Source organism: Candidatus Acididesulfobacter guangdongensis, assembly GCA_004195045.1.
Lineage (GTDB): Bacteria > SZUA-79 > SZUA-79 > Acidulodesulfobacterales > Acidulodesulfobacteraceae > Acididesulfobacter > Acididesulfobacter guangdongensis.
The window spans coordinates 49,712-64,703 of record SGBC01000004.1; the positions used below are offsets into that span (position 1 = coordinate 49,712).

Below are 14,992 nucleotides of genomic sequence, written 5' to 3' on the forward strand. Positions count from 1 at the left end.
AATTTAACTATATTGCTGTTAAGTTTTTTTATATTCGGCAATAAAAGAGATGAGGATTAAATATTACGATGATAAATAATTATATTGTTGAAAGCTTTGATTTAGACGGGAAAAAAATTACTATTGAAGCAGGAAGATTAGCTAAGCAGGCTAGCGGCAGCGCATTAGTCACTATCGGAAAGACTAAAGTGCTTGTTACTACCTGTGTAAATAAAAATATTAAAGAAGGTATAGATTTTATGCCTCTGACAGTAAATTATGTCGAGAAATTCTATTCCGCAGGCAGAATACCGGGAGGTTTTTTTAAAAGAGAAGGAAGGGCTACAGAAAAAGAAGTTCTTACTTCAAGATTTTTAGACCGTCCTATAAGACCGCTTTTTCCCGAAAATTATTTTTTGGATACTCAGGTTATTGCAACCGTTGTATCGATGGATGAGGAAAATGACCCGGATATGGCAGCTATGCTCGGTGTTTCATTTTCGCTTATATCTTCAGAGATTCCTTTCAATGGTCCTACCGCAGGTGTAAGAGTAGGAAGGATAAACGGAGAATTTATTGTTAACCCGACCTATCAGGAAATTGAAAAAAGCGATACGCACCTGGTAATAGCAGGTTCAAGCGATGCAATAACGATGGTGGAAGGAAGTTTTGACGAATTAGACGAAGAAGTGCTTCTTTCGGCAATAAATTTTGGACATAATAAAATTAAAGAGTTGGCGGCATTTCAAAAATCTATTATCGATAAATTGGATATAAAGAAAATAGAAATTCCTTTACAGGATAAACCTGAAGAAATTATAGAAAAAATTAGAGAAAATGTATACGATGAATTAAAAAAATGTATATTGATAACCTCTAAACAGGAAAGGAATGAAGCTGTATCATCTCTTAGAGAAAAAACTAAAACATTATTCAGCGAAATTTATCCGGATAATGAAAATATAATATATGCTGTATTTGAAGATATTCAGAAAGATATATTAAGAAATTTAATTTTAGACGAAGGCAAAAGAATAGACGGCAGGGGTTTAAAAGATATAAGACCGATAACCTGTTCCATAGATGAAATTCCAATGGCTCACGGTTCTGCGGTTTTCACTCGCGGAGAAACTCAAGCTTTAGTGGTGACGACATTAGGGACAAAATTTGACGAACAGATTGTGGATGCCCCTGAAAAAGAATCGTCTAAAAGATTTATGATACATTATAATTTTCCTCCGTTTTCTGTCGGAGAAGTCGCTCCGTTAAGAGGTCCCGGCAGGCGTGAAATAGGGCACGGTTCTCTCGGCGAAAAAGCACTGAGATATGTTATTCCTTCTAAGGACGAATTTCCTTATACCATAAGGATTGTTTCCGAAATTCTTGAATCAAACGGTTCTTCATCTCAGGCAACAATTTGCGGGGCTACTTTGTCTCTTATGGACGCAGGAGTGCCTATTAAATCACCTATAGCCGGTATTGCAATGGGACTTATAAAAGAAAATGAAAAAGTTGCAATATTAACTGATATTTTAGGCGACGAAGATCATCTCGGAGATATGGATTTTAAAGTTGCAGGAACAAGAAACGGTGTTACGGCTCTTCAAATGGATATAAAGATTGCCGGCGTAACCGACGATATATTGCGCAATGCTTTGGCTCAAGCGAAAGAAGGACGTATTACTATTCTTGATATTATGCTTAAAACGATTAACGAACCTAAGAAAGAACTTGCTTCCAACGCTCCCCAAATCATAACAATCAGGGTTAAACCAGACAAAGTCAGAGAAATTATTGGACAGGGCGGCAAGGTTATTAAAGGGATAATTGAAAAAAGCGGAGCGAAGATAGATATTGATGATACCGGAAAAGTAAATATATATTCATCCGATAAAAATTCTTTAGATATTGCCGTTGCGATGATAAGCGACATTACTCAGGAAGCCGAGATAGGAAAAATATATTACGGAAAGGTCAGAAAAATAATGGATTTTGGCGCTTTTGTCGAAATATTTCCTGGAACGGACGGTCTTGTTCATATATCTCAACTTGACGAAAAACGGGTTGAAAACGTATCCGATTTTCTAAAAGAAGGCGATGAAGTGAAGGTTAAGGTTATAGATATTGATAAAGCAGGTAAAATTAAACTTTCCATAAAAGCGGCTTTATAACAGGTGCAAAAAATATGAGACAGGTTTATAAAGATATTTTAGAATCAGGCGCAACTGTTATAACTGAAAGGAAATCTTATTTTGATTCTATTTCTATCGGTTTTTGGGTAAAAACAGGCAGTTCAAATGAACCTTCCGATATCAACGGCATATCGCATTTTATAGAGCATATGCTTTTTAAAGGAACAAAAAAACGTTCATATTTAGATATTGATAAAGAAATTGATATTATGGGAGGAGCGTTAAATGCTTTTACCGGAAACGAATTAACCTGTTTTTATACAAAAGTCTTGGCAAAAAACTATGAAAGAGCTATTGATTTGCTTACGGATATAATGTTTAATTCGTTGTTTTCCGCAAGCGAAATTGAAAAGGAAAAATCTGTCGTGCTCCAAGAGATCATGGGCGCTCAGGACGATCCGTACGATTATGTTCATGACCTTTTTCATGAAGACTTTTACGGTAATTCTTTTTACGGAAATCCTATACTGGGAAATGCTGAAACGGTGCAGAGTTTTGACAAAGATAAGATTATTAAATATTTTAATGAATATTATGTCCCTCAAAACATTATAGTATCCGTTGCCGGAAATATAGACCATAGTAAAGTGGTAGCCTCTATAGATTCGTTTATAAAAAAGTTTTATAAAGAAAATAATCAAAATAAATTTAATAATAGCGGATTGAAAAGCGGCAAAAACCATGATAGTTTAAATACTTTGAATAGCGTAAATAAAAAAATACCTAAAAATTACGGTGAATTTTTTCATAGCAAAGATTTAGAGCAGATTCATTTTATACTCGGATTCGACGGTATTAAGAAAACAGACAAAGAATATTATGTCATGGAAATTTTAAATACAGTTCTCGGCGGTTCCGTCAGCTCACGGTTATTTCAAGAGGTGAGAGAAAAAAAAGGTTTGGCATATTCTATTTATTCCAGCAGCGTTTTTCACAGGACAGACGGCTATGTATTAATATATGCGGGGGTTGCAAAAGACAAATTTAAGACGGCAAAAGACGTTATTTTAAATATTGTTAATGAGTTGTCAGAAAACAAGATTAGTGCAGATGACATATCGAATGCAAAAAAACATGTATCGGACAGTTTTTTGCTTGGATTAGAATCGTCCAGCAATTTAATGACCCGGAATGCTTTAAATGAAATATACTATAGCAAATATATTTCAAAAAGTCAGGTATTAAAAAAAATAGAAGCCGTAAATGATGACTCAATATTTAATTTGACCAATAAAATATTTTCAGATAGAAATAAAGTATTGGTAACTGTTCTCGGTAAAGAGCATAGCTGATTTTATTATTATAAAACATTATAAAAACAAAGAAATTATTTTATGTATATTATACTATTATGAGTCAGGAAGATGTTCATTATCCAAAATCTTACGATATAACTTATAGAATCGGCTATGGTGTGGGATTTGCAGGAATTTTAATATTTGTTGCCGCCTATTTTTTCAGCAGTTCCGATTATATATTGCTGGGGCTTTCAATATTTGAAGCAGGGACGCTGCTTTCGGGAATATTTCTTCTTGTGTGGAGAAAAGAAGTTAAGATTTTTATTCTTTCATGTATTATTACAGGAATACTGCTTGGCGCTATTTCTTTTTATTTTATTAATTTTAATGATTTATTTAAAGATATCTTAATCATAATTTCAATCGGATTTGTACTTGCGGGCTTAGGCGGTTTATACGGTAAAGAAGCGCATTGTTTCCATTTTTATGAAGGATGGATTTTATTGTGGTCATTTCCAATATTAATTCTGTTGAATATTATTGCTTATGCCGCAAATATTCAATTTTTCCCCTTCGTGCATACCATTTTTAGTATATTATATTTGATTATTGCGGTACTTGCTTTTTCATTTTTAATTAAAAAAATAAAACAGCCGCTCATGCAGTATTGCAAAAATTAATATAAAATATTATTGTCCATATACAAATCTATATATAAATATAAATAGATATAAACTATATAAAATAGATATATAAAATATTATAAATTATACATATACCTTAATCCTGCAATAGAAAATATTTATGCATTTCTTTGCTCGGTTAAGCAAAAAATTTATTGACTTATGACTATAAAGTCATTACAATATTATAGTATCGGGCTATTTTTATAAATATGCTTTAATGGACGTAAAAAGCTGTAAAGCTATATGTAAAAAAAAGCATACTTTTTAACAAATTATTTATAAAAGCATTAGACATAATAAAAATTAAGGAATGGCAGCATAAATGACTGAAGAAGAAACAGGAAAAATAAATAAATTCGATTGTATTTTAGCGTCTGCAAGAAAACTTATTGAACAAGAAGGTTTTTCTAATTTTACTATGGATAAGCTGGCTAGTAATGCAGGGGTTGCGAAAGGCACTATTTATCTTTATTTTAAAGACAAAAACGATGTGCTTGAAAATGTTTTAAAAAGCGGCTTTCAAATTATGTTTAGCAGGATGACTGATAAAGTAGAAAAAAAAGAAACCCCTGAAGAAAAAATTAAAACTTTAATATATGAAAACCTTTTATATATTGGCGAAAATAAATACTTTTTCAAAACAGTTTTTTTAGACGAGATGCACGTCGTATTTTTAAAAAAAACTTCTCAGGAATCTTATAATTTGAGAAGAAGAAAATATGCAGTATTTATTTCTGAGATAATTATTAAAGGCATAGACGAAGGTATTTTTAAAAATCTATTAGACCCTTTAAAGGCTGGTTTTTACCTCATTTCCCTTATTAAAACTAATGCTATATATAATTTTAGAAATAATAAGGCTGAATTTAACGAAGATTTAATTAAATCGGAAGCAGCTGAAATATTTGATATTTTTATTGACGGAATCAAAAATTAATTAAAGGATTATGAAAATGAAAAATAAAATTATAAATTTTTTAGAATACAAAAATATTATCGGTACTAATGAGAGATATAATCAAGGTTCTAAATTAAATAGAAACAATGACCAAAATTTGGCTTCGGTGCGTAAAATATATAAAAAAAAAATTAAGTATATTTCAGCAGCTTCTTTGCTTCTGTTGTTTATTCTGATTTCTGTTTTTACTTTAAGCGCATGTTCAAGTAAAAAGATAGCGGTTAAGCATAATATGCTTGTGACGGTAAAACACGTTAAAACCATGAATGCGCATGTATATATTACTTCACCGGGATATTTCATACCTTATAAAACAGCAGATGTTTCTTCCAGAACTGCAGGTCAGATAGTAAAAATTTATGCGCATGACGGAAATTCAGTTCATGCCGGAGAAGTTTTGGCGGTTATAGACAGAACAAAAGCTCGTTATACGCTGAAGGCTCAGGAGGCTTTAATAAATAAAGACAAGGCAAATCTTTCACTCGCGCTGACCACTTTAAAACGAGATAAAATGCTATACCGAAAGGAACTTTTAACACCTTTAGAATACGATGCCGCAATTTCAAACTATAAAATAGCGTTTTCGGTACTTAATTCCGCTAAATCAGTTCTAGGGTTTGACGCGAAGAATTATAGGGATACTTTAATAAAATCATTAATTAGCGGCGTAGTTTATAAAAGGGATATTAACATTGGAGATTATGTTGCCGTAAATAAAGTTGCTTATGAAATTGTTTCCCTTAAACCGCTTGAATTAGAATTTCATATTCCTCAGAGCCAGATTCCTCAGATTAAAATTGGACAGACTGTATCTGCAGAGGTAAAGGGTTTTCCGAATAAAATGTTTAAGGGCAAAATATATTTCATAAGCCCTCAGCTTAATCCTCAGACCAGAATGATAAGAGTAAAGGCATTATTTAAAAACAATAAATTAATCCTCAGACCGCAATTGTTTGCCAATGTCTATGTTGAGGTTAAAACAATTCGGGACGGTTTTTTTGTACCTGAAGCAGCTTTGAGAACAGGTTTAACCGGAAATTTTGTTTTTATATATAAAAATGGCAAGGCTTATCTGAAAAAGGTAAAAACCGGTATAACAAAGAACGGATATATACAAATTATCAAAGGTATAACTAAAAATGATTTTGTAGTAGTCAAAGGTTCAAATCTTGTACGGAACGGACAGACTGTCTCTGTTGCCGCTAAATAATGATTCAGATAAATAAAATTTAAATAAATTCATTATTATGAAAATTTCTGATATATCTATTAAAAGACCTGTATTTGCCGTAATGATGGTAAGTATTTTTGTTGTTCTCGGCATTTTTGGGTACTTTACCCTTGCAGTAGATTTATATCCTAATATTCAATTTCCTATCGTAAACATAACGACAACTTTGCCAGGCGCAAGTCCCAAAGAAATGGAGCTTGATGTTACCAAGAAAATTGAAGATGCCGTAAATTCCGTTTCAGGCATAAAACATATCATGTCCACCAGCAGCGTTGGACAGTCTACCGTGACGGTTGAATTTCATTTAAACAGAAATATAGACCACAGATACGAAGTGGTAACAGCCGACGTAGATGCTATTCTGGATACGCTGCCTAAAAATATTAATACGCCTGTAATTAAAAAATTAAATGTAAATTCTTCACCTATTTTATGGATTACCCTCAGCGGAAACCGCTCAAAAAGATTTTTGACATTTTATGCCGAAAAGGTTCTGGAGCGCAAATTTGAAAGATTATCCGGTGTAGGACAGGTTATAGTCAGCGGCGCAAGAAACAGAAGAATGGAATTTTATATCAATAATAATAAACTTATAAGTCATAACCTTGGCGTAAATCAAGTAATAAGTGCTATAGAATCTCAAAGCGTTGCAATGCCGACCGGTAATTTAAAAACTAATACCAAAACATATTTTACATATTTAAAAGGCAGACTTCACAGTTCAAAAGCTTTTAACAATATGATAATAAACAGCGTGGGCGGTGTTCCGGTAAAATTTTCTCAGATAGGACTTGCAAAAAATTATGAAGCTCCGGCTACTTCTATAACTACTTTCGACGGAAAACCGGCAGTGGGGTTAGGTATAACCATTAAAACACATGCGAATGCCGTAAAAGTAGCAGACGAATCGATTAGTTATTTGAATGAAATAAAATATTCGTTCCCTCCCGGCGTCCATGCTTCAATTGCGTATAACAGCGCAACGTATATTAAAAGGTCTATATCTTCTGTAGAATTTGATATTGTATGGGGCGCTATTCTTACGGTTCTAATCGTATTTTTTTTCTTGAAAGATATAAGGACTACATTGATTGCGGCTACTTCGCTTCCTGCCGCCGTCATTTCTACTTTCGGATTTATGCATATGATGGGTTTTGCTTTAAACAATATGACTATGCTGGGTCTGTCTCTTTCCGTAGGACTTTTAATAGACGATGCTATAGTTGTCATTGAAAATATATTCAGGCATGTGGAAAACGGCGAAGAACGGGTTGCCGCTTCCATGAATTCGATGAGCGAAATAGGCATCGCTATTTTAGCAACGACTCTGTCCATTGTTGCCGTATTTGTCCCGGTTGCTTTTATGCCGGGTATGATAGGTAAATTCTTCTATGAATTTGGTTTAACGGTTGCTTTTGCCGTTCTTGTTTCATTATTCGTGTCTTTTACCCTTACGCCTATGCTCGCGTCAAAATTTGTAGTTCACAAAAAGAAACACGGAGCGCTTTTTACAGTTCTTGAGAACATGATGCGCAGGGTTACAGCTATATACAAAAATATGATAGGATGGAGTTTAAATCACCGGTTAATTGTGGTATTAGCCGCAATTTTAATATTTGTGGGCTCTCTGTATATGACTAAATATATAGGCAAAGAGATGATGCCGCCGTCTAATTCAGGGAATTTTCTTGTATATTTTCAAGCGCCTGAAGGAACAAGCGTCAGGGTTATGAAAAAATATTCTGCAAAACTTTACAAGGTTGTCGAAAAAACTCCTTTCCTTAAAAGTATTTTTATGGCAACAGGTTTTGGCGCGAACGGTTCAAGGTATAAAGGAATGTTCTTTGTTGCTATTAAAAGTAATAGAAATCTAAATCAGCAGCAGGTAATGGGAATATTACGAAAAAAAATAGCCGTAGTGCCCGGCGTTATTACTCAGGTAATGGATATGCCGACGGTTGGCGGCGCTTCTCAAAATGTTGCGCCTCTGCAAGTTATAATTATGGGTCCAAGCTTGAGCAGGATAACGGCTTATTCTGAACAATTAATGCATAAACTAAGAAAAACTCCCGGACTTATAGACGTAACTTCAAATATGCAATTTCATCAGCCCGAGCTTTTGATACATGTTAAAAGAAATATAGCCGGTTCTCTTGGTGTGAGCGTTGCTTCTATAGGAGAAACTATAGATGCCTTAGTAGGCGGTGATATAAATATTTTTAAAAATTACAACTTTGTTTATGAAAATCACATATATAATCAGCAGATAAGATTATTCAGAAACGAAAGAAATAAACCCGGAGATATTAAAAATATATATGTTTCTAATAATGCCGGTAAACTTGTACCTTTAAGAGACCTTATAACCATAAAAAAAACGATAGGTCCTCAGGTAATAAACAGAAGGGATTTAGAAAATGCCGTCACTGTTTATGCTAATATGGCAAACCATGTACCGTTGGGGTTCGGAATAAAGAAAGCGACTGAATATCTTAGCAGAATAATTCCTAAAAAATCTTTATATACCTACGAATTTTCAGGCATGGCTTCTAAGATGAAGCAATCTTTCGCTTCTATGGGCGGAGCGCTGCTGCTTGCTTTAATAATTGTTTATATGATACTGGCATCTTTGTTTGACAGTTTTGTCGATCCTTTAGTTATTATGCTTTCCGTTCCATTAGCGTTAGTCGGCGCGATAGGAGCTTTGTTTTTAGCGCATAGAAACTTAAGCGTTATTGCGCTTATAGGAATAATACTGCTGCTCGGTCTTGTCGTAAAAAATGCTATATTATTAGTAGATTATACAATTATTTTAATTAAAGAACGCAATTACAAAAGAAATGATGCAATAATTGAAGCAGGAAGCGTCAGACTGCGTCCTATTTTAATGACCACAATGGCTATGGTTTTCGGTATGCTGCCTATAGCTCTCGGCACAGGAGTAGGCGCTTCTTCAAGAGCTCCTATGGGCATAGATGTTATAGGCGGACTTTTAACCTCCATGTTTCTGACATTGATAGTCGTACCTGTTGTTTACTCTCTTGTTGATGATTTAAAGAAAAAAGCAAGACGAAAATAAATAATCAAATAATCTTTAAAAAATTTTTAAATTTTATCCCATCCTTCTTTAGGCGACAGCCTTAAATCTGTCACCTAAAATTTAAAGAGTTGCCCGCAATACAATAATAGAGTTACAACAGGCGGGAGTAATGCACACAGCTAAGGTAAATTATTTTGTAATCTAAATTAAAATGGTTGACGCATCTCATAAAAATTATAAATGGATAATTCTTGCCTTAGTTGTAGTGTCCTCGTTCATGGCTATTCTTGACGTGAATATTGTTACAGTGGGAATGCCTAAAATTATGTCTCATTTCGGCGTTGACATAACTGACGTTGAATGGGTTATGATTGCCTACACTATAACCTATTCTATCGTTATTTTGCCTATGAGTTTTATTAGGAGAAAGTATGGAATAAAATATCCTTTTATGTTTTCAATACTGCTCTTTACGATAGGTTCCGCGTTATGCGGGATTTCTCCTTCGTTTACAGATTTAATTATTTTTCGTATAATTCAGGCAATTGGCGGCGCAGGGCTTACCCCTACAGGGTTAAATCTTATAGCTGAAGTTTTCCCGCCTTCGGAAAGAGGGGAGGCAATGGGCATATGGTCAATAGGCGCAATGGTAGCGCCTGCAATAGGTCCTTTTCTCGGAGGCTATCTCGTAGATTATGTAAATTGGAGATGGATTTTTTATGTAAATGTTCCTATCGGCATTCTTGCATTGTCAGGCACAGCTATTATTTTAGCATATGATAGACCTTTAATAGCATATAGCAAAAAATTTGATTATGTCGGTTTTGCTTTTATTTCTTTATGTCTAGGACTATTGTTATACGCTTTAAACGAAGGTCAGACATTCGGCTGGCATTCTCCTGTAATAATACAGTCTGAACTTATAAGCGGAATTACCTTTGTCTGTTTTCTTATAAATGAAATTTTTGTAACGACTCCGTTAATAAATTTAGAAATTTTTTCAAATTATAATTTTATTATATCTACTTTAGTAAATATGGTTAGAGCTATAGGTATTTTTGGGGCGATGTTTATTCTTCCGCTTTTTCTTGAAAATATTCTCGGCTATAATGCGATGCGCGCAGGTATATTAATGGCTCCCACCGCTATTTCGGTTGCTTTTGTTTCTTTTTTTTCAGGGAGAATAACGGACAGGATAGGTCCAAGATATCCTTTGGTAATTGGATTGCTAATTGTGGCGTATTCTATGTTTTTATTTAATAATCTATCGCTGAATACAAGTATGTATGCCATAATTATTAATCAAGTAATCAGAGGCATAGGAATAGGTCTGCTCAACGCGCCGGTTATGAGTGCTGCGTTAAATTCAGTTAAAAAAGAACTTATTCCTGAGGCTTCAAGCCTTATACCTGCAACATTGCAGATAGGGGCTTCTTTCGGGATTGCTTTCATAGGGAATGAATTGGCAATAAGACAGGTTTATCACTTGAATCAATATGCAAGAGATGTCGATTATAATTCCCCTATTTATCATAATATGGTTAATTTTTTGCAGAGCGATATTATAAATAAGGCTCCGTCCTATTTAAGATTTGGAATAGCATTTCCTTCAAACAAATTAGCTTTTTTCGATTATTTAATTCAGATGCTTTCTTCTATATCTTCTTACGGCGATGCGTTCGCAATTTTAGGATATATTACATTAGGCGGAGCTTTAATAGCTGTTTTTATCAAAAATAAGGTATAATTATAATTTATAATATGCATAAATATATAATTAAAACTGGTTCAATACGCTACTAACGCAATATGCTGTCAAAATGAATGAATATACTAATACTATGATTGAAAATATTGATAGCGGTAAAATAATTTATTCCGTTTCTGAATTGACACTTTTAATTAAAGAAACAGTAGAAACTAAATTTTATTCAATATGGATTAAAGGTGAAATTTCAGGATTTAAGAGCAGTTATGCTTCCGGCTATTATTTCGATTTGAAAGATAGCAAAGCAAAAATATCATCTATAATTTTTAAATATGATATTCAAAGGTTAAACTTTAAAATTAAAGAAGGGATGTCCGTTATTGCGTTCGGAAGAATTAATCTGTACGAACCGAGAGGGACATACAGTTTTATTATATCCGATATTGAACCGGAAGGGTACGGTAAACTCGCATTAGCTTATGAGCAATTAAAAGAAAAGCTGCAGAATGAGGGTCTTTTTGATAAAGAACATAAGAGAAATATCCCTTTTCTTCCTTATACTATAGGAATAGTCACATCTAAAAGCGGTGCCGTGCTGCATGATATTGTCAAAATTATAAGAAGGAGATTTGATAATATTCATCTGGTATTTGCAAACGCTTCCGTTCAGGGAATCAATAGTTCAGCCGAGATAGCAAACGCTATAAAATTACTGAACCAATACAGTAAAAATGAACATAAAATAGATATTTTAATAGTAGGCAGAGGCGGCGGTTCATTGGAAGATTTATGGTCTTTTAATGAAGAAAAAACTGCATATGCTATTTATAATTCAGATATTCCGGTTATCAGCGCAGTCGGACATGAAACTGATTTTACTATTGCAGATTTTGTAGCAGACGTGAGAGCTTCTACGCCTTCTAATGCAGCTGAGATTGCAGTTCCCGTAAAAATAGATTTGCTAAGCGCAATAAAAAAATTCAACGAAAGATTAAAATCGGCAGCCTTAAACATAATCAAAAATAAAAACAATACTATAAAATATTTGCATAGCAGGCAATACAATAAAAATCCGAAAAAAATAATTGAAGAGAAGTTTATATTAATCGACGACGTTATAAATGACCTGTTTAATGCAGAAAAAATAATTATAAATAATTATAAACTTAAGGTAAATTCGCTGAATAAAAGACTCGAACTCAGACATCCGGCTCATATTTTAAAAGATAAATATTTAAGATTTAAAGAAATGCAAACTCGGTTTAAATTGCGTCATCCTTATAAAATTATCAAAGATTATAAAATTATAATTGAAAAAAGTAATAAAATATTAAATGACGCTATGTTTAGAAAAATATTCTATTTTAAGTCCATTGCCGGCGGCACGGATTTAAATAATGATAAAGCGATAAAAAATAGAATACTTACCGATAGAAACAGTTTGCGATTGTCGTATAATACATTGCAGTCAATAAGCCCTTATTCTGTTCTAAAGAGAGGCTACAGCATAGCTCTCAGCGAAACTGATAAAATTATTTCTTCAATTACGGATGTAAATATAAATGACAAGATTAAAATAATAATGAACGATGGTCTAATTAATTCAACAGTTATAAGTAAAGATAGTAAAATAAATAAAATTAGCTGATTGTTAACATAGTTAACAATAATAAAACAATAATAAATATCTTATTTCAATCTTGCATGTTTCTTTTTTATTATGTGTATTGCAGATTTTTTAAGAGAAATCGATACTGATTTGCCTACTGATAAATTCATTATTTCATAGGCATGAAACGGCAGTAAAACTTTAAATTGAATATTATCAGCCAGATTTTCGGAAGTATCTATTAAAATATCCATCATACGCGAGGTAAAAACCGCAGACGTTATTTTTCCTCTGAAATGATTTTCTTTCACAGCTTTCGAAGGCGTTCTGTCTTCTCTCAGAATTATTATATCTTCAGGTCTTATAACAAAATATACATTTTCATTTTCTTCAAATTCCTGCTGATAGTAGCTTTCGATATATTGCTCATTATTTAAGCCGTTATTTTTAAAATAAATCATTATATTATTATTTTCTTTATCTATCGCGGCGATTTTTCCTTCAAATATATTTTCCGTGCCGAGCAGATAAGCAGTGTCCATTGTTGACGGTTTTTTTAGAATATCTTTTGGATTTCCTGAATCCTGTATATGTCCGTTATTTAAAATAAACATAGTGTCTGAAAGATTCATAACGTCTTCAATGTCATGAGTTACTAAAAGTATTGTTATTTTAAGTTCTTTTTGAATATGTTTAATTAAACTTCTTACTTTTGTTTTAGAGATAATATCTAAATTAGAAAATGGTTCATCCATAAGAATAATTTCAGGGTTTGTAACAATAGCTCGGGCTAAACTGATTCTCTGTGATTGTCCCATGCTTATTTCATTGGGATACCTTTTTTCCAATCCTGATATGCCTAAAATATCCATAATATTTAAAACTGTTCTTTTAATTGATGTTTCGTTATGTTTGCTTGAAAACAATTTTTCAATGTTTTTATTTAATTTTAGCCCGAAAGCAATATTGTTCATTATATTCATATTCGGAAATAAAAGCGGTTCGTCCATTACAAGAGAGATAGAACGTTCGTAGGGTTCCATTTTATTAATATTATTTCCTTTTAAAAGAATATCGCCGGAATCTTGCTTTATTAAACCGCAAATTATAGACAGGAGGGTGCTTTTCCCCTCCCCGGAATAGCCGAATATTGAAGATATTTCGCCTTTTTTAATAGTCAAGGTTATATCTTTGAGTATTTTTTTATTCTTAAACGATTTGTTTATATTTTTAATTTCTAAAAAATTCATTGAGTTATATTTTGAGTTTTATTAATTATGTTCAATATTTATTGAATATAGATATATAAAATAAAATAAAATAAGAAATATATAAATAAAAATAAATTTAAAGCTGCGATTTTTCTATATTCATCATCATTATTATTATATTCTATATTATTTTGTACGCTTTGCCCTATAATAAAAAAACTTAAAAATACCGAGAGATATAAAAGATATGAGCATTAATACGGCAGAAATCGCAATTGCCGCAGGATAATTTCCGTAGCTGGTTTTAACAAAAACTTCAATAGGCGCTGTTTCAGTCAGGTTTGGAATAACTCCGGAGACCATCTGTGTGGCGGCGTATTCGCCCATAGAGCGCGACCAGCTCATCGCTGCCCCTGCCAATAAACCGTTTAATGAAAGAGGAAGTATTATTTTATATAATATTTCAAAAGACGAAGCCCCTAATGTTTTGCTTAAATTAATCATTTTTCTGTTTATCGAATCAAATGATTCCTTTAAAATATTAACGAAAAAAGGAAATGAAATTATAAGCTGAACAAGTATTATACCTTGCGGAGTAAAAACAAATTTTATTCCGTGAGATATAAAAAATTTACCTATCGGATTCAGCGGACCCATTGTAATTAATACTGCGAAGCCAATCACAAGAGGGGATGTCGTGAGAGGAAGGGTGCTTATTAAATCCAGCAAAAATGAAATCTTATTTTTTTTAAAAGATAATATATAGCTTAATGGTATCCCTATTATTAGATTTATTAAGACTACCGCAGATGATATTTTAAAACTTAAAAAAATAGCATTCCAAAGATGAGCGTTTGATATTTCCGACAAAAATAATTTCAACGATGTTTGAAAAAATATTCCTGCTAAAAGCAAAGATAAGCCTATAAAAAAAGCAAAGCCTATAAAAAAAACTATAATGTCAAACGTTTTATTATTTCTTATGAATAATTTTTTGAAATTTTGCATTTAATAATTTAAATATAATACATCGAAATTGTTTTTAATTTAACTTTGTGTTTTTTAAAGAAGATTTTATATTTTAAAAATAAAAGATATAAAAGAAAGAGTAAAAATAAAAAAAATAGCTACCGCACTATA

Annotated in this window: 10 protein-coding genes; 8 read left to right on the forward strand and 2 right to left on the reverse strand. The window is 32.5% G+C overall.

The window, feature by feature from the left end:
- Window positions 1-68 precede the first annotated feature (68 nt).
- The 8 genes from pnp to xseA all read left to right on the forward strand — a co-directional run bounded on the left by pnp (window position 69) and on the right by xseA (window position 12,680).
- Window positions 69-2,150 (forward strand): polyribonucleotide nucleotidyltransferase, encoded by a 2,082-nt coding sequence (gene pnp, locus EVJ46_08800; GenBank protein ID RZD15622.1) that lies wholly within the window; start codon window positions 69-71, stop codon window positions 2,148-2,150.
- Window positions 2,151-2,164: 14 nt separating this feature from the next.
- Window positions 2,165-3,463, forward strand: a complete 1,299-nt coding sequence (locus tag EVJ46_08805; protein ID RZD15623.1) for an insulinase family protein — start codon at window positions 2,165-2,167, stop codon at window positions 3,461-3,463.
- Between the two features lie 59 nt (window positions 3,464-3,522).
- On the forward strand, window positions 3,523-4,089 hold the full coding sequence (locus tag EVJ46_08810; GenBank protein ID RZD15624.1) for a hypothetical protein: 567 nt from the start codon (window positions 3,523-3,525) through the stop codon (window positions 4,087-4,089).
- 328 nt (window positions 4,090-4,417) lie between these two features.
- A complete protein-coding gene (locus EVJ46_08815; GenBank protein ID RZD15625.1) occupies window positions 4,418-5,032 on the forward strand; it encodes a TetR/AcrR family transcriptional regulator in 615 nt (204 codons plus the stop codon).
- A gap of 10 nt (window positions 5,033-5,042) precedes the next feature.
- The gene (locus EVJ46_08820) at window positions 5,043-6,263 is read left to right on the forward strand and encodes an efflux RND transporter periplasmic adaptor subunit (protein ID RZD15626.1); all 1,221 of its coding nucleotides are present in this window, start codon (window positions 5,043-5,045) and stop codon (window positions 6,261-6,263) included.
- A gap of 37 nt (window positions 6,264-6,300) precedes the next feature.
- A complete protein-coding gene (locus EVJ46_08825) occupies window positions 6,301-9,363 on the forward strand; it encodes an efflux RND transporter permease subunit (protein ID RZD15627.1) in 3,063 nt (1,020 codons plus the stop codon).
- A 172-nt stretch (window positions 9,364-9,535) separates the two neighbouring features.
- A complete protein-coding gene (locus EVJ46_08830) occupies window positions 9,536-11,071 on the forward strand; it encodes a DHA2 family efflux MFS transporter permease subunit (protein RZD15628.1) in 1,536 nt (511 codons plus the stop codon).
- A 73-nt stretch (window positions 11,072-11,144) separates the two neighbouring features.
- Window positions 11,145-12,680, forward strand: coding sequence for an exodeoxyribonuclease VII large subunit (gene xseA / locus EVJ46_08835; GenBank protein ID RZD15629.1), 1,536 nt, complete (start codon window positions 11,145-11,147; stop codon window positions 12,678-12,680).
- 41 nt (window positions 12,681-12,721) lie between these two features.
- Here the strand turns inward: xseA and EVJ46_08840 are convergent, their stop codons facing one another.
- Window positions 12,722-13,891, reverse strand: a complete 1,170-nt coding sequence (locus EVJ46_08840; GenBank protein RZD15630.1) for an ABC transporter ATP-binding protein — start codon at window positions 13,889-13,891, stop codon at window positions 12,722-12,724.
- Between the two features lie 147 nt (window positions 13,892-14,038).
- Window positions 14,039-14,860 (reverse strand): ABC transporter permease subunit, encoded by an 822-nt coding sequence (locus EVJ46_08845; protein ID RZD15631.1) that lies wholly within the window; start codon window positions 14,858-14,860, stop codon window positions 14,039-14,041.
- Between the last annotated feature and the right edge of the window lie 132 nt (window positions 14,861-14,992).

Coding starts and splice junctions, on each gene's coding strand:
- EVJ46_08830 (RZD15628.1), top strand. CDS start 9,536: ATGGTTGACGCATCTCATAAAAATTATAAATGGATAATTCTTGCCTTA.
- EVJ46_08815 (RZD15625.1), top strand. CDS start 4,418: ATGACTGAAGAAGAAACAGGAAAAATAAATAAATTCGATTGTATTTTA.
- EVJ46_08825 (RZD15627.1), top strand. CDS start 6,301: ATGAAAATTTCTGATATATCTATTAAAAGACCTGTATTTGCCGTAATG.
- EVJ46_08845 (RZD15631.1), bottom strand. CDS start 14,860: ATGCAAAATTTCAAAAAATTATTCATAAGAAATAATAAAACGTTTGAC.
- pnp (RZD15622.1), top strand. CDS start 69: ATGATAAATAATTATATTGTTGAAAGCTTTGATTTAGACGGGAAAAAA.
- xseA (RZD15629.1), top strand. CDS start 11,145: ATGAATGAATATACTAATACTATGATTGAAAATATTGATAGCGGTAAA.
- EVJ46_08840 (RZD15630.1), bottom strand. CDS start 13,891: ATGAATTTTTTAGAAATTAAAAATATAAACAAATCGTTTAAGAATAAA.
- EVJ46_08805 (RZD15623.1), top strand. CDS start 2,165: ATGAGACAGGTTTATAAAGATATTTTAGAATCAGGCGCAACTGTTATA.
- EVJ46_08820 (RZD15626.1), top strand. CDS start 5,043: ATGAAAATGAAAAATAAAATTATAAATTTTTTAGAATACAAAAATATT.
- EVJ46_08810 (RZD15624.1), top strand. CDS start 3,523: ATGAGTCAGGAAGATGTTCATTATCCAAAATCTTACGATATAACTTAT.